The sequence below is a fragment of the Flavobacterium nitrogenifigens genome (assembly GCF_003254565.1).
GTDB lineage: Bacteria > Bacteroidota > Bacteroidia > Flavobacteriales > Flavobacteriaceae > Flavobacterium > Flavobacterium nitrogenifigens.
In genome coordinates, this window is sequence record NZ_QJRI01000168.1 from 124234 (window position 1) to 146018 (window position 21785).

Consider the following 21785-nt stretch of genomic DNA (forward strand, 5'->3'; position numbering starts at 1 on the left):
GAAAAAAAAACTAACTAACCACAATAAACCACAAAACCATGATTCGCCAAGCCATTCTTATATCCTGTGGCTTTTTTATAAACTCAATACTGGCGCAGGAAATACCCCAAATTTTAACTTCAAAAACCGATTATCTACCTGATTTTAGTTATGCAGGATATCGCTTTGGCGAAAGTCCGATTCCTGACGCTAACGGAAAAGTCATTAATGCAACAGATTTTGGCGTAAAAGCAAATGACAATTTAGACGATTCAAAAGCACTTTTAAAAGCTTTTAAAGCCGCGAATGCTGTTGACGGCAAGGTAATTCTGCAATTGCCCGCTGGACGAATTATTTTAAGTGATATTTTGTATATTGAAAGAAGCAATTTTGTACTTCGCGGTGCTGGTTCTAGCGAAAACGGAACTGAAATCTACTGCCCAAGACCGATGATGTATCTCAAAGATTCGAATGTTTTGGCTGAACTTCGAGAGTATCTAACCACATTTGACAAAAGACAGCGTGAACCAGAAAATAATATAGATCTTCCTTTTTCGCAATATGCATGGTCTGGCGGATTTATCTGGACACAGGTTCCAGGCGAACGCGTAAAATCGTATTTGGATAAATACGAACCACAATCTAATCCGTTGGCGAAAGTCAGTTTGGGAAAAATGGGCGAACATGTTATCACTGTTTCTGATGTAAAAGGATTGAAAATTGGCGATGTTGTCGAATTGCAATTGTTTAATAAAGATGGCGAAAATGGCGAAATCATCAAAGATTTATATCAGGGAGCTAAAGTAAAACCCGGTTCGCATCATTGGAAATTTCCAAAACTTCCAATTGTGAGACAGCAGGTAGAAATTATTAAAATTTCTGGTTCAAAAATCACTTTAAAAACGCCTTTAACCATTGCTATAAAACCAAGTTATCAGGCGCAATTGGTAGAATGGAAACATTTAAACGAAGTCGGAATCGAACATCTTCGCTTTACTTTTCCTGATATTCCAAGAGTGGCGCATCACTTAGAACCTGGAAATAATGGTATTTTCCTGACTCGTCTTTTTAACAGCTGGGTTAAAGATGTCAAAATCACCAATGCCGACAGCGGAATTCTTGCCGAAGAAGTCGCTAATGTAACCATTCAGGATATTACAACCGATGGACCGCATTTAGCGCACTACACTGTAACTTTAGGTGGCGTGCACAATATTTTGGTTAAGAATCTGAAAATCTATAATTCTGCCGTTCATCCTTTAAGTTTCAACACTTTTGCTACTAAAAATGTGTACCAAAACTGTGAGATATTTACAGATCCGGTTTTAGACCAGCATTCAGGAGCCAATCATCAAAACTTGTTTGACAATATTACGGTTCATTTAAAAGCCGATAAAAACAACAGTTATGCTTTGTTTGGAGGTGGAGGCGCCGATTACTGGAAACCTTCTCACGCACCTTTCAGTACTTTTTGGAATTTAAATGTTCAGGTTGAAAATCCAGATGCATCAAAACCAGTTTTGTTGTACGGAATGAAAGACGGCGCTTTGGCCAGAATCATTGGCATTCATGGAAATGCAAAATTTGAAATTAAATACGATCTCGATCCATATATTGAACTTTTGAATAAGCCGATTGAAAAAATTCCGTCTCTTTACGATTATCAATTAAATAAACGTTTGAAAAAATAAATTTAAACACATAGAAACATAGTTTTTCGGAACGTAAAAAGGCATTTCACTTGCATAAACAATCATAGGGTTTGCGTGAAGCTATGTGTGAAAACCTAGTTTTTTTTATAATATCTTTTTTATAAAAAGAAAAAATCTATGTTTCTATGTGTTTAAAAATTAATCTCGCTAAGACGCTAAGACGCAAAGAGAAAATTAAAAAAAAACTTGAAAAAAGAAAACTTTGCGACTCTGCGACTTTGCGAGAAACTCAATTCACAACATAAATCTGTGCGCTATGAAACATAAAATAGCTCTTTTATTATTTGTCTTTGTTTTCGGAAATATGTTTTCCCAAAATAAATATCGTCTTAAAAATTTTTCTACAACCGATGGGCTTTCGCAGAGTTCTGTCATTGCCATTCATCAGGATAAATTTGGACAAATGTGGTTTGGAACCCGCGATGGTCTGAATAAATATGATGGAAGCCGTTTTACGATTTTCAGGAACGATGCCGCAGATAAATATTCGATCAGCAACAATGATATTTTAGCTATTGAAGAAGACAATTCAGGTAAAATCTGGGTAGGAACTTATAATGGTTTAAACTGTTATGATCCTGTTTCGAACCGTTTTACGAGATATCTTCATACGAAAGCCAATCATACAATAAGTAATAATGCTGTTTGGAGCATCAGAGAAATTGGCGGTGAAATGTGGTTTGGAACTTCAAAAGGATTAACGATTTACAACAAAAAAACAGGATCGTTTACATCGGTTTTTCATTCAGATGATGACGCTTCTACTCTTCCTAGCAATAATATTCTCAGCATTTTAAAAACCAAAGAAGGTGAAATCTGGATTGGAACAACTAAAGGTTTATGCAAGCTCACAAATCGAATGAACGGAAAACTATTCTTTAAAAATTATCTTTTAAACACAACTGATTTATTAAACGTTCAATCGGTTATTGAAGATAAAGACGGTAGTTTGTGGGTTGGAACAAAAAACAAAGGACTTTTAAAATTTGACCAAAAACAGAAAGCTTTTGTTTCTTTTTTACCAGCTGAAAAATACCGCGAAATCAATACCGACATTCGTTCTTTAGTTATAGACCAACAAGGTTCTTTATGGGTGGGAGCTTATGACGGAATTTATATTTTAGGAAAAGATAAAAGTCTTCAAAAAATCAACAACAGCAATAATGCAAACGGAATCGATAAGGTAAAGTCGCTTTTTATGGATAAAAAAGGGTCTATCTGGATTGGCTGTTATTACAAAGGCGTTAATCTTTGGGATGTTTCCAATGTCAATTTCTCTAATTACAATCAGAATTCGAAAAAGATTCCGATGAGTTTTGATGTGGTGAGTTCGATAATCGCCGATAAAAACCAAAACATTTATTTTGGAACTGAAGGAGGCGGAATCACGATTTACAATAAAAACAATGAATCTGTAAGTTACATTAACAGCAAAACCGGACAAGCCAATAAAAATGATATTAAATCGATGTGTCTTTCCAACGATCATATTTTATGGATTGGAACTTTTTCTAAAGGGTTATCTGCTTACAATACCATTTCAAAAAGAATTGAAGATAATAGAATTTCTTCAGATTTAAGTGAATTGCTAAAAGACAGCGGCGTTTATGCTCTTAAAACTGAAGGTTCGATTTTATGGATTGGAACTTTCGGAAAAGGTTTAATCCGCTACAACACAATCAACAAAACCTTTGATGCTATTGGAAATGACAGCGCCAAACCTGTTTTTCTTACCAATAATATTCTTCGTACGATTTTAGTTGATAAACAACACTTTCTTTGGGTTGGAACTCAAAATGGTTTAAATCGCATTCCGCTCAAAAATTTTAATCCGCAGAAATATGCTATTCAGCATTTCTTTTACGATCATTCGACTGTTTCTGGCGATGATATTCTGACTTTGTTTCAGGATTCTCAAAATAAAATCTGGGTTGGAACAAAAGCGAAAGGACTGCATTATTTTGATGGAAAAAAATTCAACCGAATTAATCTAAGAATTGGAAATACTGTCATTACTTCTATCCATTCTATTTTAGAAGATGATGATAAAAACCTTTGGATCAGTACCAATCAGGGAATTATCAAATACAATACAATCAAAAAATCAGTTGTTATTTACGATCAGAAAGACGGATTGGCTAGTAATGAATTCAATGACAATTCGGCTTTAAAATTAAGTTCAAATCAGTTTTACTTTGGAAGTCCATCGGGAGCAACATTTTTCGATCCGACAAAAATTTCATTAAATAAATATGCTCCGCAAGTTTTAATTACCGATTTGAAGATTAAAAACGAAACGGTTCATGCACATGATAAAGAAGGCATTTTAGAACAAAGCATCGGTTTTACCAAAACCATCACTTTAGATTATGACAAGGCCAATTTCTCGATCAGTTTTGCGATTCCGAATTACATTCGATCAAAAAACAACCAATACAGTTATCGTTTAACAGGTTTAGAAAATAACTGGACTACGACTAAAAACAGCGAGGCCAATTTTGCGATTCAAAATCCAGGCACTTATACTTTTGAAGTGCGTGGCGCTAACAATGACGGTGTTTGGAATCAGAACCCGACAACACTTACGGTTATAGTAAATCCTGCTCCGTGGCGCAGTATTTGGGCTTTTATGCTTTACGGAATCGTAATTGGTTTAGGTTTATATGGTTTGATTTGGATTATGAAATCGAAAACCAGACTGAAACAAAAACTCGAACTGGAATATCTGGAAACGCAACGAATTGAAGAAAACAACAAATTAAAATTGGATTTCTTTACCAATATTTCGCATGAATTCAGAACGCCTTTGACTTTAATTTTAGGACCATTACAGCAAATTTTAGCCGATTATAACGGAACAAATGAAATGTACAAAAAACTTCTAGTAATTGAAGGAAGCGCCAATCATTTGTTGAGTCTGATTAACCGATTAATGGATTTCAGAAAACTGGAAAACCATCAGGTTACGCTGGAATCGGCAAATGGAAACATTGTAAAATTCACTAAAGAGATCTTCCTATCATTTATTGAATATGCTAAAGACGGCGGTTACGATTATGAGTTTGAAACTGAAAACGAAGAAATCTTGGTTTATTTTGACCGTTACAAACTCGAACGTGTATTTTATAATTTGATTTCGAATGCTTTTAGATATACTCCAAAAGGCGGTTCAATTAAGATTAAAATCAATCACGATCAGCAAAATCTTTTTATTGCCGTTGAAGATTCAGGCGTTGGAATTGCAGAAGAACATATTGACAAAATTTTTGATTTGTTTTTTGAAGTTCCAACTCATAATCAAGTTCAGAAAAACTATAATAAAGGAACAGGAATTGGGCTTTCAATCGTAAAAAACATTGTTGAACTTCATAAAGGAAAAATCGACGTTACAAACAAAACCACTGGCGGAGTTATTTTTAAAGTGACTTTACCGCTTGGACGCGAACATCTTTTGGACAGCGAGATTATTCCTGATTTTAAAATCAGTGATGATATTGAGCAATACAAAGCGCAATTGGAACCTTCGGAAGTTGTTGAAAATGAAGATATCGAAGATTTAATTGTAAACGAAGAAAAACAAACAATATTGATTGTTGAAGATCATAAGGTTTTGAGAAAATTCATGAAAAATCTTCTCAAAAAAGATTACAACATTATTGAAGCCGATAACGGAAAAATTGCTTTAGAAAAAGCTTTAAAATTTGTTCCAAACCTAATTATCAGTGACGTTATTATGCCCGAAATGGTTGGAACAGAACTTTGTTCGAGAATAAAAGAAAACATTAAAACCAGTCATATTCCATTCATTTTATTGACTTCCCGATCTTCTTTGGTTTACAAATTTGAAGGATTGGAAAGCGGTGCAGATGACTACATTAGTAAACCATTCAATTTAATGGAATTCAGGCTTCGCGTTAAAAACCTTCTGAATACGACTGAACGTTTAAAAATCAAATTTTCAAGCGAAGACAGTTTTATTCCCTCAGAAATTACGGTTTCATCATTGGATGAAGAATTATTGAAAAAAGCATTCAAAATTGTGGAAGAAAACATTTCAAACGAACAATTTGATATTCCGTTTTTCTGTTCTGAATTGGGTGTAAGCCGAACGATGTTATTCTTAAAAATCAAAGCTTGGACAAATTGCACGCCAAACGAATTCATTCATGAAATCAGATTAAAACGTGCGGCTCAATTGTTAGAACAAAACAAATTGACCGTTTCTGAAATCAGTTATAAAGTTGGTTTCAATAATCCGAAATACTTTAGCAAATGCTTTCAGAAAAAGTACGGCGAGACTCCGTCCCAATACGCCGATAAATTTTACAAATCTTCGGTCGTAATTTAGCAAATCCACTGTTTTAAAGGGTTAAAAAAGGGTATCTGTATTTTTAGATACCCTTTTTTGTATTTCTATATCGTTTTCGGCCTATACATTTGCGATATGAAAATCAAAAAAACGAGCTACTTACTGCTACAGATTTTATTTGTCATTCTCATCATCGGAATGAGTTTATTGCTTTTCTACTTTATCTAACTTATTAACCCTAAAACCAAAAAATGAATGTGTACAAACCACAAAAACAAATCGTTTAAATGGTATTTGCTGGTATCTTTTTTACTGGTAAATATCGTGATGCATGCACAAGAACGAAAAGTGACTGGAAAAATAACGTCCAGTGAAGATTTACTTGGACTTCCTGGTGCAAATGTTTATATTAAAAATTCTTCTGTAGGCGCTTCTGCTGATATGGATGGAAATTATACTGTAATTGTAGGAGAGAAAAATGCAGTTTTAGTTTTCAATTTCGTCGGATTTCAAACTGTTGAAATTCCAGTTGGAACAAAAAGTGTTATCAACGTAAGTTTAAAACCAGATACAAAAGCACTAGACGAAGTTATTGTAGTAGGTTACGGAACTCGTAAAAAGAATGATATAACAGGATCTGTATCTTCTGTTACAGCAAAAGAGCTTACTGCTTATCCTGTTTTAAGTGCAGAACAAGCTTTACAAGGTCGTGCAGCTGGGGTTTCGGTAATGTCTAATAATGGTGGCGAACCTGGTGCTCCAACTAAAATTAGAGTTCGTGGAGGAACTTCTATCAATGCCAGCGGAGATGCTCTTATTGTTGTTGACGGTTTTGCAGGTGTTTCTATGCCAGCGCCTCAGGACATTGCTTCTATTGAGGTTTTAAAAGATGCTTCTGCTACTGCAATTTACGGATCAAGAGGTTCAAACGGAGTTATTATGGTAACAACCAAAAAAGGAAAAGCCGGAAAACCTGTAATTGAGTTCAGTAACTCGACTTCTGTACAATCTGTAAATAACAAATTGCATTTATTAAATGCCGATCAGTTTGCAGCTTATAGAAAAAGTTTTACTACTCACACGCAAGGTCCAGCAGATACAGACTGGCAAGATGTGATTTATCGTGATGGACTGATTTCGAATACGCAATTGTCTTTTTCTGGCGGATCTGATAATGTGAGATATTATGTTTCTGGAACATACTTTAATCAAAATGGTGTGGTTATTAATTCAGGAATTGACAAATATACGATCGTAGGAAATCTTGAGGCCGATTTAACTCCGAAGTTTAAAGTGGGTTTAAATACTTTTACAAGCAAACAGAACAAAGAAGGAATTGTAAGTCAGACAAGTGCCGGAGGAACTGGTGCTGCGGGTGTAATTGCATCAGCTTACCGTTTTATGCCAGATAAAGGAATCTACAATGCTGACGGAACTTATACTACAACGGCTCCAATTGGTGATGATATTGACAATCCGTATGCTACAGCAATGGAAAACATCTTGGAAATCGTTTCTGTAACAAACCGAAACAATTTCTTTGCCCAATACCAAATCACAAAAGATCTTGATTTTAAAACTACGTTAGGTTTAACTGATAGTAATTCGCAAACAGGAAGATTTATTCCTTCAACTTTAATTGCTGGTAAAAACATCAAAGGAGAAGCGTCTGTAAACAATACTAGATTTTCTTCTTTCTTGACAGAGAATTATTTGACTTTCAAACGTGAAATTATCGATAAAGGAATTTTGACGGTTTTGGGTGGATATTCATACCAAAAAAACAAAAACGAAAATTCGTATGCGGCTTCAAGAGGATTCTTAACCAATACAAACTCTTATAGAAATCTAGGCGCTGGAACGGTGTTTTTAAAACCTGATTCTGGTTTATCTGAAACGGAATTAATTTCTGCTTTCGGAAGGCTAAATTTTGATTATGCCGACAAATATTTATTGACGTTTACAGCGAGACGAGATGGTTCTTCAAGTTTTAGTAAAAATTATAAATACGGAACCTTCCCTTCTGGTGCAATTGGATGGAACATTAGTAAAGAGAACTTCTTAAAAGACAATAAAACGGTTTCAAACTTAAAATTAAGAGCGAGTTATGGAGCAACAGGAAATCCTTCAATTGGGGCCTACTCTACTCTTTCTAGATTCTCTGAAATCTATTATGTAAGTGGTGATGTGATTACCAATGCAGTTCAGTTAACTTCTTTGGATAATCCGAACTTAAAATGGGAAACGTCTTATCAGCAGGATTACGGAATTGATTTAGGTTTGTTTGATAACCGAATTAGTATTACAGCAGATTATTACAAAACAATTACTAAAGATTTGTTGTTCAATAGACCGCTTCCTGGAATTTCTGGAATTGGTTCTCAGCTTCAAAACGTGGGTGAATTGGAAAATAAAGGATGGGAATTGGCTATTAATACTAGAAACTTTATTGGTGCCGATTTTACTTGGTCAACCAACTTTAATATTTCTTCAAACAAAAACAAAGTATTAAAATTGGCCGACAACAAAGACCTTTTAATCAACTCTGCTCCTGGACATTTCTTGGCAACTGAATCGCAAATTTTGAGAGTTGGACAGCCAGTTGGTTCTTTCTTCGGATTTATTTATGATGGCGTAATCCAGCAGGGAGAAGCGGTATTACCAGGAAACTTTGAAACTGTTGCGGGAGGTGAAAAATTTAGAGATGTAAATGGTGACGGAAAATTAGATTCTCAGGATAAAACGATTATCGGAAATCCGAATCCAGATTTCATCTTCGGATTCAACAATGATTTCACTTATAAAAATCTTGATTTAAATATCTTCTTTCAAGGTTCGCAAGGAGGTCAAATCTTAAACTATACTTTGATGGAATTGGCTTCTGGAAATAACAACGCTACAACTGAAGTTTTAGATGCTTGGACACCAACCAATACAGATACAAATGTTCCTGCAAATGCAGCGAGAACCAAAAGAATCACTTCGAGATTTGTTTATGATGGAAGCTACATTCGTTTAAAAAACATCTCTTTAGGATATAGTTTAGATGAAAAAATTGTTTCTAAAATGGGATTAAGCAAAGTTCGTTTTTACATCAGTGCTCAAAACCTTTGGACAATTACAGATTATCCAGGTACAGATCCAGAAACTAACTACTTAAACGACTCAAATGCTAGAAGTAATACTTATCTAGGATTGGATTACGGAGGGTATCCAAACGTAAGAACGTTTACTGCAGGATTCAATTTAAAATTTTAATCTAAAACCACTATGAAAAAATATATAGCTCTTCTTTGCTTAGGAACAATGACTTTTTTCAGCTGTTCTGATCTAGAAGAAAAACCAGTAGGGATTATTCGTCCAGATAACTTTTTCAATAATACAGACGATTTGCAAGCTGCTGTAAACGGAGCTTTTGCCAACATTGCCCATAACAATTATTGGGGAAGAGAATTTACAATTGCTCTAATGCTTCGCGATGACATGGCCGATATTGGCGATAGAACTACACAAGCTGCCCGTATCGATGTGAACGATATGTCTATGAACGATACAAACGCGCTTGTTGCAAACTTTTGGCCTCAATCATATGTGATTATCACGGCAGCAAATCAGGCCATTGAAGGTGCTAAAAAAACACCCGGAGATCCTGCTAAAGTAAATGCCATTGTAGCTCAAGCGTATTTTGCAAGAGCATTTGCATACTATCATTTGGTGCGCCTTTTTGGGGATATTCCGTATGTTGATTTTGTTGTGAATGATGTATCGCAAGTAAATTCTTTGAGTAAAACAAAAGAAGCAGATGTTTACCCAAAAATCATTGCCGATTTAGAATTTGCTAAACAATGGCTGGATGACAAACCAAAAGTAAAAGCCGTTCCAGGAAAAGGTACTGCTGCAGGTTATTTAGCTTCAGTTTACTTGACTTTAGGAAACTTTCAAAAAGCGTACAATGAAGCAAAATATGTAATTACAAACGAAGCAAAATTTGGTTTAGGTTTAGATGCCGATTTTCAAGATTTGTTTAATGCAACAAAAACAGCTTCATTAAAAGAGCCGCTTTTTACAATTGATTTTAATAACTTAACATCAGGAAATTACGGTCAAGATTATACGGCATTTTTCACAGGATCGTTAAAAGATGACAGTTACAGTTATGGGCAAGGTTTCTCGGTTGCGGTTCCTTCTTTAAAAGTATTCAACACTTGGGATCAGAGAGATTACAGAAGAGCCGTAAGTTTTGATACCATTATCAGAAAGAAAACAGGCCCAGGCGGATCATTACAGGTTTATCCTTCAAGTGATAACGAAAAAGCACCTCGTCCGCACATTGCCAAATATTTCCGTTTTCCTGGGAAAGCTGGTGCTAACGGAAGAACTTCGCAGCACAATTACATCACAATGCGTTTTGCTGAAGTTTTATTAACGGCCGCTGAAGCTTTAAACGAAATTAGTCCAGGAACAACAGAAGCTGATGGTTATGTAAACCGTGTTCGTGCAAGAGCGAGAAATAAAGCTGGAAAATTGGTTTCTTTTCCTGCAAATGTAACTCCGGGATTATCTCAAACCGATTTCAGAAAAATGGTCATTGATGAAAGAAGGTTAGAATTGGCTTTTGAATATGTGAGATGGTACGATATTAAAAGACTTAAAATCGGACCAGAAGTATTCGGACCAAATGGCTTAGAACCGCATGCTAAATTTGATCCAAACAGAGATTATTTATGGCCATTGCCAGGAACAGAATTAGCAATTAATCCGAATTTAAAGCCAAATAACCCTGGTTATTAATTTAGCACAATTAGTATTGAACGCAGATAAAACAGATTTGCTATCGCAAAAGCGCGGATTGAAACGATTTTTTTTTATTACGTTACGTATAATTGGTTTCCTGCAGATCTTGCAGATTTAGCAGATAAAAAAACGTCCAAATCTGCGAGAGAAAAAAATCCGTACAAATCCGCGTCTTCGCGATAGCGAATCCGTCAAATCCGCGTCTAAATATCACGATTACAAAATATATATTATTTTAATATGAAGAATGTCAGTTTCATTTCTTTAATTCTTGGGTTTGCATCGCTGGTAACAGCATGCAAATCTGGGATTAATTCTCAAAAAAAAACTACCTCAGTAGCGACTGAAAAACTGGAAACGCGTTACAAAATGCTATTAGATTATCCAGTCGATTCAATGTCAATGCCAAGAAGTATGAATACTAAAACGCTTGAAATTCGTAAAGTGCCTTCTAGAGATTGGACAAGTGGTTTCTTCGCTGGAAATCTTTGGCAGTTATACCGACTCACAGGCGATTCAAAATATAAAGAACAAGCTCAAAAATGGACTCCTTTCAGCAAAAAAGAAAGTGTCAACAGTAATTCGCATGACGTAGGTTTTAAAGTGTTTTGCAGTTTTGGAGAAGCGCTGAAAGTGGAAAACAAGAAAGAGTACGAAGCGGTAATTATTAAAGGCGCCGAAACTTTATGCACAAGGTTTAATCCAAAAGTGGGTTCTATTCGCTCATGGGATTTCAACAAAGAAATTTGGGATTATCCAGTGATTATAGACAATATGATGAATCTAGAATTGTTATTTGAAGCCTCAAAAATATCTGGAAATCCAAAATACCGAGAGATTGCGATTCAACATGCTAATACCACTTTAAAAAATCAGTTTAGAGCAGACAATTCGTGTTATCACGTTATTGATTATAATCCGAATACAGGTAAAGTTAGAAAGAAAACAACTCTTCAAGGTTACAATGACGATTCGGTTTGGGCGCGCGGTCAAGGATGGGCAGTTTACGGATTCACAATGTCTTACCGCTACACAAAAGATCCTGCGTACTTAAAACAGGCCGAAGCGACAGCAAAGTTTTTTATGACCAATAAAAACCTACCTGAAGACGGAATTCCGTATTGGGATTTTAAAGATCCAAGTATTCCAAATGCTGCCAGAGATGTTTCTGCAGCTATGGTAATTGCGTCTGCTTTATACGAATTGTACGGTTACACAAAAAATGACAGTTATTTGGCTTTCGCCGATAAACTAATGGCTTCGGTGCAAACAGACAAATATATTTTAGATGCTAAAATTAAAGCGCCTTTCTTATTTGATCACAGTACTGGAAACTGGCCAAAACATGACGAAATTGACGAACCAATAATTTACGCCGATTATTATTTTTTGGAAGCATTAATAAAGGCGCAAAGTCTTAAAGGTTCAAAGTAACAAAGGTTTTGAATCTTTAAACCTTTGAGCCAGAAAAACCTTTGAACCTTTGTAACTATGAACCTTTGTACCTATGAATAAAACGAATAAAACTTTTTCAATTTTTGCGCTTTTTGTTTTGTTTCAAATTTGTCTGAGCAGCAGTTTTGCTCAGACAAAGATGAACATTAACGACAACTGGCTTTACTTAGAAAATGACACTCAAAAATTAAACGAAGCACAAAAAGCGTCCAATTGGACATCTCTGAATTTACCACATACTTGGAACGCAGAAGATGCAACAGATCTGTATCCAGGTTATAGACGCGACGCCAGCTGGTATCAAAAAAAAATAAATATTCCCAAAATCGACAAAAACCGCGTTTATTCTTTATACTTTGAAGGTTCGAATGTAACTACAAATGTGTATGTAAACGGAAAAGAAGCTGGATCGCATATTGGTGGCTACATTGGATTTTCGATCGATATTACCAATTTCATAAAAGAAGGAAACAACGATATTTTTGTTCGTGTTGATAATAGTTATGATATTGAAATTATTCCGTCTCAAAAAAGTGATTTCTTTATTTATGGTGGAATTACACGTGATGTCTGGCTGGTTTCGAAATACAAAAATCATATTGAGAATTTAAAAATTACAACTCCAGAAGTTTCGGCTAAAAAAGCTTCGGTACAGATTGTTTCTTCTTTTGTCAATCCTGATAATTTAAAGGATTTATCATTGACTGTCACTTTAAAAAATCCGAAAGGAAAAAAAGTAGCAAGCAAAACAGTTTTGGTTACAGATAAAACCTCAACCATCACTTTTGAAAACATTAAAAACCCAGAACTCTGGGATACTGAAAAACCAAATCTATACAGACTGACTGCTGTTTTATCAGAAAAAAATCAAATTAGAGATAGTGTTTCCGAAAAAGTAGGCTTTAGATGGTTTGAGTTTAAAGATCATGGTCCGTTTTACCTTAACGGAAAACGTCTATTGATTCGCGGTACACATCGTCATGAAGAACAAGCTGGAGTTGGCGCAGCAATGAGTAACGAACAGCATTGGGCCGATATGAAATCGATTAAAGAAATGGGTGCTAATTTTGTTCGTTTAGCGCATTATCCACAAGATCCAGAGATTTATAAAGCTTGCGACGAACTTGGCCTTTTGGTGTGGGACGAACTTCCTTGGTGTCGTGGCGGAATTGGTAATGATGTTTGGAAAACAAATACCAAAAACATGCTGGCAGAAATTATCAATCAAAATTACAATCATCCAAGTATTATCATTTGGTCTTTAGGGAACGAAATCAATTGGCTTCCTGATTTTCCTGACGGAGATAATGCCGATAAAACCAATGTCTTTTTAAGTGAATTAAACGATATTGCGCATAAACTAGATCCGACAAGAAAAACGGCAATTAGAAAATATTATGAAGGATCGCATATTGTAGATGTCTTCTCCCCTTCGATCTGGTCGGGCTGGTATTCGGGAAGTTATAAAAGCTATCAAAAAGCGATTGATGTTTATAAAAAAGAATACAAACACTTTATTCATGCCGAATATGGCGGAGACAGTCATGTTGGCCGTCATAGTGAAAATCCTGTAACGGGAGAAAATGTAATAAAAGCCGAAGGCTGGGAAGAAGCTATTGTGCAGACTAAAGTTGCCAATATTGCTCAAATTGGCGATTGGAGCGAAAATTATATTGTTGATTTATTTGACTGGCATTTGCATATATCCGAGAATGATCCAACGTTTGTGGGAAATATTCAATGGGCATTTAAGGATTTTGCAACGCCATTGCGACCAGAAGATGATATTCCGTATATGAACCAAAAAGGATTAACAGACCGAAACGGAATTCCAAAAGATGCGTATTATGTTTTTAAAAGCTATTGGGCAAAAGAACCTTTCACTTACATCGAATCGCATACTTGGACAGAGCGTCAGGGGCCTGAAAATACACCAAGAACAATCAGTGTTTTCAGTAACTGCGAGAAAGTAACTTTTTTCCATAATGGAAAATCGTTAGGAGAAAAACAGCGAAATCTTGCTGTGTATCCAGCAAATGGTTTAACTTGGGATGTCAATTTTACGAAGGGTGAAAATATTTTAGTTGCTGTTGGAAAAACAAAAGATGGAAAAACAGTTTCTGATACAATAAAAGTTAATTATCGTTTCAATAAAAACGATACGGCTTCTTCGCTGCAATTATCATCAGAAAAACTGAAAAACGGTAATTATCTAGTTACAGCAATTGCAATCGACAACAATAATTTACGCTGTCTGGATTATGAAGCTAGTGTTTATTTTCAATGTTTAAAAGGAGGAAAAACTTTAAAAAATCAAGGAACTCCAACAGGAAGTGAATCGATCAGAATGGCAAACGGAAAGGCTTCTATCGAGGTTACTCCCGATGGTTCTGGCAAACCGATTGAAATGACGGCTTTAAATCAGAGCTTTAAAGGGGAATATTTGAAGATTGAACCTTGAGAATTTAACCGCAAGGTTCGCAAAGGTTTACGCAAAGGACGCAAATTATTTATGCTTCGCGTAAAAAAAACTTAGCGAACCTTGCGTAAACCTTTGCGCTCTTTGCGGTTAAGCCACACACAATTACAAAAACAAATTAATACAAAAAATGAAAAAACTATTAACCGCATTACTTCTAACCTCTTCCGTTTTGGTGTCTGCACAAAATTTAATCTCAAATGTCCCAAACCGAAACACCACTTCTTTAAACGGAGTCTGGAATTATATTATAGATCCATATCAAACAGGCTTTTACAGCTTTCACCTTGACCAATACGACAAAAGTGAAAAACCAGCAAAAGGAGCTTTTTTCACCAATTATCATGCTCAAAACAAACAGGAATTAGTAGAATATGATTTCGATAAATCGCCTACAATCAATATTCCAGGCGATTGGAATTCTCAGGTTACAGAACTGAAATATTATGAAGGGAATGTATGGTTTAAAAAGTCTTTCGATTACAATCTAGCGCCAAAAAAACGTCTATTTTTATATTTAGGAGCTATCAATTACAAAGCTGATGTTTATTTAAATGGAAAAAAATTAGGAACTCACGAAGGTGGTTTCACACCGTTTAATTACGAAGTTACTTCGATTGTAAAACCAACGGGGAATTATTTGGTTATCAAAGTTGATAATACACGCCATAAAGAAGATGTCCCAACAGTAAATACTGATTGGTGGAATTATGGCGGCATCACACGCGATGTGACATTAATTGAAGAAGAATCCTCTTTTGTGGAAGATTATAATATTCAATTGAAAAAAGGCAATGCAAATGTGGTTTCTGGTTTTATTAAAATCAATAATTTGGATGCATCAAAAAATCAGGTTTCAATTTCCATTCCTGAATTAAAAATCAACTACAAAGGAAAAGCTGATAATAATGGAATTTTAAACTTCGAAATCCCAGCTAAAAAGATTTCTTATTGGTCACCAGAAAATCCGAAATTATATATTGTTATTGTTGACTTTAATGGGAAAAAACTAAACGATCAAATTGGTTTTAGAACTATCGAAACAAAAGAAGATAAAATTCTGTTGAACGGAAAACCAGTCTTCTTACGCGGAATTTCAATTCATGAAGAAAATGCAAAAGGCGGACGTGCAAATTCTCAAGAAGATGCTTTGCGTTTATTAAACTGGGCAAAAGAATTAGGTTGTAATTATGTTCGTCTGGCGCATTATCCGCATAACGAGAACATGGTTAGAGAAGCTGATAAATTAGGTTTAATGGTTTGGGAAGAAATTCCGGTTTATTGGACAGTTGAATTTAAAAATGAAAACACGTATAAAAATGCTCAAGATCAATTAACTGCTGCTATCACAAGAGATAAAAACAGAGCTAGTATTGTGATTTGGTCTATGGCAAATGAAACGCCAATTTCTGATGCTAGAAATACTTTCATTACAAATTTAGCATCACACACCAGATCATTAGACAATACTAGATTAATTAGCGCTGCTTTATTAACCAAAAAAGAAACTATTGATGATCCTATTGGAGAGGTTTTGGATGTTGTGGCTTTCAACCAATATTTAGGCTGGTATGGTGGAAACTTAGAAGATGCTGAGAAAATAACATGGAAATCTAAATACAATAAACCTGTTTTTGTTTCTGAATTTGGAGGTGATGCAAAAGCGGGTTTTCACGGAGAGAAAAACGAACGTTGGACTGAGGAATATCAGGAATACTTATACATTCAGAATTTAAAGATGATTGAAAAAATTCCTCACTTAAGCGGAACAAGTCCGTGGATTTTGGTTGATTTCAGATCGCCAAAAAGATTGCTTCCAGGAATTCAGGATGGTTACAATCGTAAAGGATTGATTTCAAATGATGGCGAAAAGAAGAAAGCGTTTTATATTATGCAAAATTGGTATGCTAAAAAGAAAAACGAATATTAAAAATTATTTTCACACAACGTTAATCTGTAGAGACGCACTGCAGTGCGTCTACGCAACGATGGTTACAATACGTTAGACGCACTGCAGTGCGTCTCTACGGAAAATTGGATCGGAAATAAAATTATCTTGTCAAAACTGTTACCAATTCATTAACAAAAAACAGGCAGCAAATTATATGATTTTTCTTCATTATTAATTTACTTTGTAGTTAATCTAAAAATTGTAAACCATGAAAAAATTCTATTTACTAGCAGTTACTTTGTTTGCTGCTTTTACAGTTCAGGCTCAAGACATCGTAAAATTTGCTCCTCTTGATGCAAGTCCAGTTGATATTTCGTATTTCCCAAACAAAGCGGTGAAATTTAAGAAAACAGACAATCCTAATCCGGTTGTAAAAGTGCTTTACGCAAGACCTTCTGTAAAAGGAAGAACTATTTTTGGTGACGTTGTAAAGTTTGGTGAAGTTTGGAGAGTTGGTGCTAATGAAAACACAGAAGTTAAATTCTATAAAGATGTAACAATTGGCGGAAAAAAAATTGCTGCAGGAATATACAGTTTATTTGCTATTCCTGAAAAAGACAAATGGACTATCATTATCAACAAAGAACTTGATTTATGGGGTTCTTATGCTTATGATGAAAGTAAAGATGTGGTAAGAGTTTCAGTTCCTGTAAAACCAGTTTCTGAAGTTATCGAAGCTTTATCTATTGCATTTACAACTCAAGGTAATGTCGCAAATCTTGTTATTGGATGGGATAAAACAACAGTTGAATTACCAATTACGGTTAAATAAGTTTTACTAATATATGCCACGAAGGCACAAAGTCGCAAAGTTTTTTTAAGCTTTGCGACTTTTTTTTAATCTCGCAAAGTCGCAGAGACGCAAAGTTTTTTAAAACATATAAGTGATGTAAGTTCAATTAAGAGGAAATTTAGAATTTCTTATCTGATTTATGTAGTTGTTTTTTTGCATTAAACTTTGCGTCTCTGCGACTTTGCGAGATTTTTCATAACACAAAAAAATCCCTTTAAGATTGTAATCTCAAAGGGACTTTTGCAATTGTTTTTTATACTTAAACCTTAGCAGTTTCTATAATTTTATCCAAAGTAATTGGTAAATCTCGAACACGTTTTCCGGTTGCATTAAAAACAGCATTTGCAATTGCAGGTGCCATTCCGACTAAAGCTGTTTCTCCCAAACCTTTTGTTCCCATTGGGTTACTTATTGGGTCTTTTTTATTAACGAAGAAAACTTCTTGTTTCTCAATATCGGCATTTACAGGAACATGATAATCTGCGAAATTATTATTGATCGGACGGCCGAAACGATGATCGATTTCTAATGCTTCCATTAATCCCATTCCGATTCCTCCTACTGCTCCTCCGAACATTTGTCCTGCAGAAGTCTTCTGACTGATTACGGTTCCAATATCAGCACAAGAAACCACATGAGCCAATCTTATTTTACCTAAATTCGGATTCACTAATACTTTTACAAAATGAACCGAAAACGAATAAATTGAATATTTCTTCGCTTCTTCAGCAGCTTTAGAAAGATTTTCAACTTCAAAATCTTCTAATTTATTACTGCTTAAAAGCGCCGCTAACGTAACCGATTTAGATTTGTCTTTTTTAGAAGAAACTGCACCATTTTCAAAAGTTAAATCTGTTAGAGCGATTCCTTTTAAAGCAGGATTTTTGCTTCCCAATTCAATTATTTTATTCAGCAATAAATTGCAAGCATCATGAACCGCAGAACCAACAGATGAAGTCGTTGCCGAACCACCTTGTGTTGGGCCTTTTGGCAAACCGCTTTTTCCCATTTCGATGATTACGTTTTCTGATGGAAAACCTATTACTTCAGCTCCAATAGCAGTCATCATGGTTGCCGTTCCTGGTCCCATATCGTTTACACTACATTGCAGGACTAAATCGCCATTAGCTAGGAATTTTGCTTTTACAGAAGTTGGACTTCTGTAACAGCCGAAAGTCCCTGTACCCATTCCGTAACCCACTAGCCAGTTTCCTTCTTTAACAGAGCCTGGTTCGTTTTTACGATTTTTCCAGCCTATGCGTTCCATTCCGCCTTCGTAACATTCTAAAAGAAATTTACTGCTCCATGGTTTATTTTGTTCTTGATCTTTCTCAGCATAGTTCAGTTTGCGAAATTCAATCGGATCTAAGTTTAATTTATACGCCATTTCATCCATTGCGCATTCTAATGCAAAAGAACCTGTCGCTTCGCCTGGTCCGCGCATCCAGATTGGCGTGGAAATATCCAAAGGCACAATTCTGTAACGTGTTGAAACGTTTGGACAATCATAAATAAATCGGGACATGTTTACGGTTCCTTCCATGAAATCCTCATAGCTCGAAGTCATCGCAACAGCTTCGTGTGTTAGACCTGTCAGTTTTCCATCTTTTGTTGCACCCAATCCCATTTTTTGAATTGTGTACGGTCTAAAACCAACATTGGTAAACATCTGTTCGCGATGCAATACTAATTTAACTGGGCGATTCAATTTTTTAGCTCCAATTAAAGCTGCAATTTCATACGGCCAAGTGTGCAATCCCATTCCGAAAGCACCTCCAAGATATTCTGCGTGAACCTCAACATCTTCGACAGGCACTCCAAAAACTCCGGCAACACTTCTACGCGTTCCTTCTACACCTTGACTTTTGGTATATAAAATTGGTTTATTTCCATCCCATTTGGCAATAATATTTGCCAATTCCATTGGATTATGAACTTCCGTCGGAATCGTATATTCGGTTTCTAAAATTACCTCAGCATTTTTATAGCCGTCATGTTCACCACGATGATAATCATTTCCTTTATCGGTTTCTACTTTCTTTTCTTTTTCAGCTGCTTTTTTAAGTTCTGTCGAATGTTCTTCTTTAAAATAATCGGCTTTAATTAGACTCGCTGCATATCGCATACGTTCAAAAGTATCCGCAATCACCAAAGCAATTGGCTGATCGTAATACAAAACCGAATCATCTTTAAAAATCTGTAACGGCTGACCAAAATTATGCTTGTCTTTTGCTTTTTCGTAGCCAGCAGGTTTATCTACATTCAAATGTGTAATAACCGCCAAAACTCCTGGTGCCCATTCTGCTTTTTTAGTATCAATGGTTTTAATTCTTCCTTTTGCAATCGTGCTTCCAACCAAACAGGCATAAACAACACCTGCCGTTTTATACTCTGCCGAATAAGTTGCTGAACCCGTTACTTTAGCAAATCCGTCAACTCTATTAATATTACTTGTCTTGCTCATAATTTAATTATTTTGATGCTGCTATTGTAAGTGCTTCTGCTACTGCATTCTCTCCAAGCGTTAGTTTAAAATTATTATCACCGAATCCTGTTGCGCCTTTCATAGACAAATGGCCTGCTTGTTTAAATAGATCTTCAGAAACTGTTTTTCCTTTCAGGAATTTTTCTGTTTCAGTCAATCTCCATGGTTTGTGTGCCACACCTCCCATAGCCAATCTGACATCATTTATGGTATTATTTTTTATATCTAAAGCCACAGCAACCGACACCAATGCAAAAGCATAACTTGTCCTATCACGTACTTTTAAGTAATGGACATTCTTAATGAAATTATTATCTGGAATTTCAACAGCTGTGATCAATTCTCTGCTGTCAAGCGTATTGTCTTTTTCAGGCGTATTTCCTGGAAGTCTATGAAAATCGGTGAAATCAATTTCTCGCTTTCCTTTTGGACCTTCTACCAAAACTTTAGCGTCAAGCGCCGCCAAAGCCACACACATATCACTTGGATGAACTGCAATACAACTGTCCGAAGTTCCAAAAACAGCTGCCATTCTATTAGACCCGCCAATCGCACCGCACCCGCTTTTTGGAGCACGTTTGTTACAAGGCATATCGGTATTGTAGTAATAAGAGCATCTTGTTTTCTGCAACATATTTCCTCCAACAGTTGCCATGTGTCTAATCTGCTGAGAAGCTCCAGCTGCTAAAGCTAATGCCAACAAAGGATATTTTTCTTTAATAGAAGCATCTTCGGCAACCTGACTATTTTTTGCCAATGCACCAATCGAAACTTTTCCTTTTAAGAACTCAATTTTCTTTAAGTCTAATCCGTTAATGTCAACCAATTTATCTGGAGCAACGATGTTCTTCTTCATTAAATCCACCAGATTCGTTCCTCCCGCAATAAACATAGAAGAATTGTCTTTTGCTTTTCCTGTAATTGCCGAAGAAGACGACAAAGCTTTAATTATCTGAAAATTTTTCATATCTCCTTTCCTCCTTCCTTCACTTCGGTTATAGCATCAACAATATTATGATAAGCACCGCATCGGCAGATATTACCACTCATATATTCACTGATTTCTTCTCTGCTGTTGGCATGGCCTTCTTTGATACAAGCAATTCCCGACATGATTTGTCCCGGCGTGCAATAGCCACACTGAAAACCATCGTGCTTGATAAAAGCCTCCTGCATTGGATGCAGTTTTTTTCCTTTTGAAAGTCCTTCGATTGTAATTACCTGTGCGTTTTGTTGCATCGATGCCAAAGAAAGGCAAGACAAAATTCGCGTTCCGTTTACATGAACTGTACAAGCTCCACATTGTCCGTGGTCGCAGCCTTTTTTGGTTCCTGTAAGCTGTAATTGTTCGCGAAGCAAATCCAATAATGTTGTTCTTGGTTCGATATTAAGATTATGTTTTGTGCCATTTACTTCAATAGAAAGCGGTACTGTTTCTAAATATTCCGCTATTTTTTCATCCCATTTCTTTTCTGAAGCCATTACCAATGAAGGTGGCGTCAGGGCAAGAGCGGTAAAAAGTCCTGATTTCTTTATAAAGTCACGACGAGAATTGGAATCTTCCGACGTTACTTTATCCTGATTTGTTTTTTTAGAAGCCATTCAATCTATTTGTTAAATTAGCAAATTTGCTTTTGTCATTCTAACAAATTTAATCATCTTCTATAAGAAAAAATTATAAAATTCAAACATTACTCTTATTTAGAATAATTACAATTTTATTTTTTTTAATGCAACGTGCGCAATGCCTTAATAAAAGAAAATCTCGCAAAGTCACAGAGACGCAAAGTTTAATTCAAAAAAAAACATATAAGTGATGTAAGAATTT

General features: G+C 35.6%; 11 protein-coding genes. 8 read left to right on the forward strand and 3 right to left on the reverse strand.

The annotated features are described in order from the left end of the window. Positions 1-38: 38 nt before the first annotated feature. The 8 genes from DM397_RS06790 to DM397_RS06825 all read left to right on the forward strand — a co-directional run bounded on the left by DM397_RS06790 (position 39) and on the right by DM397_RS06825 (position 17451). Positions 39-1670 carry a hypothetical protein gene (locus DM397_RS06790; RefSeq protein WP_111376810.1) on the forward strand — a complete coding sequence of 544 codons (1632 nt, stop codon included), beginning with the start codon at positions 39-41 and terminating at the stop codon, positions 1668-1670. 277 nt (positions 1671-1947) lie between these two features. Next, complete coding sequence (locus DM397_RS06795) at positions 1948-6039, forward strand: two-component regulator propeller domain-containing protein (RefSeq protein ID WP_111376811.1); 4092 nt, start codon at positions 1948-1950, stop codon at positions 6037-6039. Positions 6040-6255: 216 nt separating this feature from the next. Beyond that, a complete protein-coding gene (locus tag DM397_RS06800) occupies positions 6256-9258 on the forward strand; it encodes a SusC/RagA family TonB-linked outer membrane protein (protein WP_111376812.1) in 3003 nt (1000 codons plus the stop codon). Between the two features lie 12 nt (positions 9259-9270). Beyond that, positions 9271-10791, forward strand: a complete 1521-nt coding sequence (locus DM397_RS06805) for a RagB/SusD family nutrient uptake outer membrane protein (protein ID WP_111376813.1) — start codon at positions 9271-9273, stop codon at positions 10789-10791. Positions 10792-11034: 243 nt separating this feature from the next. Further along, positions 11035-12228, forward strand: coding sequence for a glycoside hydrolase family 88 protein (locus DM397_RS06810; RefSeq protein ID WP_111376814.1), 1194 nt, complete (start codon positions 11035-11037; stop codon positions 12226-12228). A gap of 160 nt (positions 12229-12388) precedes the next feature. After that, positions 12389-14710, forward strand: a complete 2322-nt coding sequence (locus tag DM397_RS06815) for a glycoside hydrolase family 2 protein (protein WP_239457811.1) — start codon at positions 12389-12391, stop codon at positions 14708-14710. 148 nt (positions 14711-14858) lie between these two features. Then, on the forward strand, positions 14859-16658 hold the full coding sequence (locus tag DM397_RS06820; RefSeq protein WP_111376816.1) for a glycoside hydrolase family 2 protein: 1800 nt from the start codon (positions 14859-14861) through the stop codon (positions 16656-16658). Positions 16659-16887: 229 nt separating this feature from the next. Further along, entirely contained in the window at positions 16888-17451 is a 564-nt protein-coding gene (locus DM397_RS06825) for a DUF2911 domain-containing protein (protein ID WP_111376817.1), read from the forward strand. Positions 17452-17731: 280 nt separating this feature from the next. On the opposite strand, the gene DM397_RS06830 is transcribed toward DM397_RS06825, so the two are convergent. From DM397_RS06830 to DM397_RS06840, 3 genes are read right to left on the reverse strand one after another with little or no spacing between them, the layout of a single operon-like run. Beyond that, positions 17732-19936 (reverse strand): xanthine dehydrogenase family protein molybdopterin-binding subunit, encoded by a 2205-nt coding sequence (locus DM397_RS06830; RefSeq protein ID WP_111376818.1) that lies wholly within the window; start codon positions 19934-19936, stop codon positions 17732-17734. 7 nt (positions 19937-19943) lie between these two features. After that, the gene (locus tag DM397_RS06835) at positions 19944-20924 is read right to left on the reverse strand and encodes an FAD binding domain-containing protein (protein ID WP_111376819.1); all 981 of its coding nucleotides are present in this window, start codon (positions 20922-20924) and stop codon (positions 19944-19946) included. Further along, positions 20921-21559: a 2Fe-2S iron-sulfur cluster-binding protein gene (locus DM397_RS06840; RefSeq protein WP_111376820.1), complete on the reverse strand. Its 639-nt coding sequence runs from the start codon at positions 21557-21559 to the stop codon at positions 20921-20923. The genes DM397_RS06835 and DM397_RS06840 overlap by 4 nt, the downstream gene beginning before the upstream one ends. Positions 21560-21785: the final 226 nt, after the last annotated feature.

What these genes read in the sequence shown, in the direction of transcription:
- DM397_RS06790 (WP_111376810.1), top strand. Translation starts at nt 39, where the DNA reads ATGATTCGCCAAGCCATTCTTATATCCTGTGGCTTTTTTATAAACTCA.
- DM397_RS06795 (WP_111376811.1), top strand. Translation starts at nt 1,948, where the DNA reads ATGAAACATAAAATAGCTCTTTTATTATTTGTCTTTGTTTTCGGAAAT.
- DM397_RS06800 (WP_111376812.1), top strand. Translation starts at nt 6,256, where the DNA reads ATGTGTACAAACCACAAAAACAAATCGTTTAAATGGTATTTGCTGGTA.
- DM397_RS06805 (WP_111376813.1), top strand. Translation starts at nt 9,271, where the DNA reads ATGAAAAAATATATAGCTCTTCTTTGCTTAGGAACAATGACTTTTTTC.
- DM397_RS06810 (WP_111376814.1), top strand. Translation starts at nt 11,035, where the DNA reads ATGAAGAATGTCAGTTTCATTTCTTTAATTCTTGGGTTTGCATCGCTG.
- DM397_RS06815 (WP_239457811.1), top strand. Translation starts at nt 12,389, where the DNA reads ATGAACATTAACGACAACTGGCTTTACTTAGAAAATGACACTCAAAAA.
- DM397_RS06820 (WP_111376816.1), top strand. Translation starts at nt 14,859, where the DNA reads ATGAAAAAACTATTAACCGCATTACTTCTAACCTCTTCCGTTTTGGTG.
- DM397_RS06825 (WP_111376817.1), top strand. Translation starts at nt 16,888, where the DNA reads ATGAAAAAATTCTATTTACTAGCAGTTACTTTGTTTGCTGCTTTTACA.
- DM397_RS06830 (WP_111376818.1), bottom strand. Translation starts at nt 19,936, where the DNA reads ATGAGCAAGACAAGTAATATTAATAGAGTTGACGGATTTGCTAAAGTA.
- DM397_RS06835 (WP_111376819.1), bottom strand. Translation starts at nt 20,924, where the DNA reads ATGAAAAATTTTCAGATAATTAAAGCTTTGTCGTCTTCTTCGGCAATT.
- DM397_RS06840 (WP_111376820.1), bottom strand. Translation starts at nt 21,559, where the DNA reads ATGGCTTCTAAAAAAACAAATCAGGATAAAGTAACGTCGGAAGATTCC.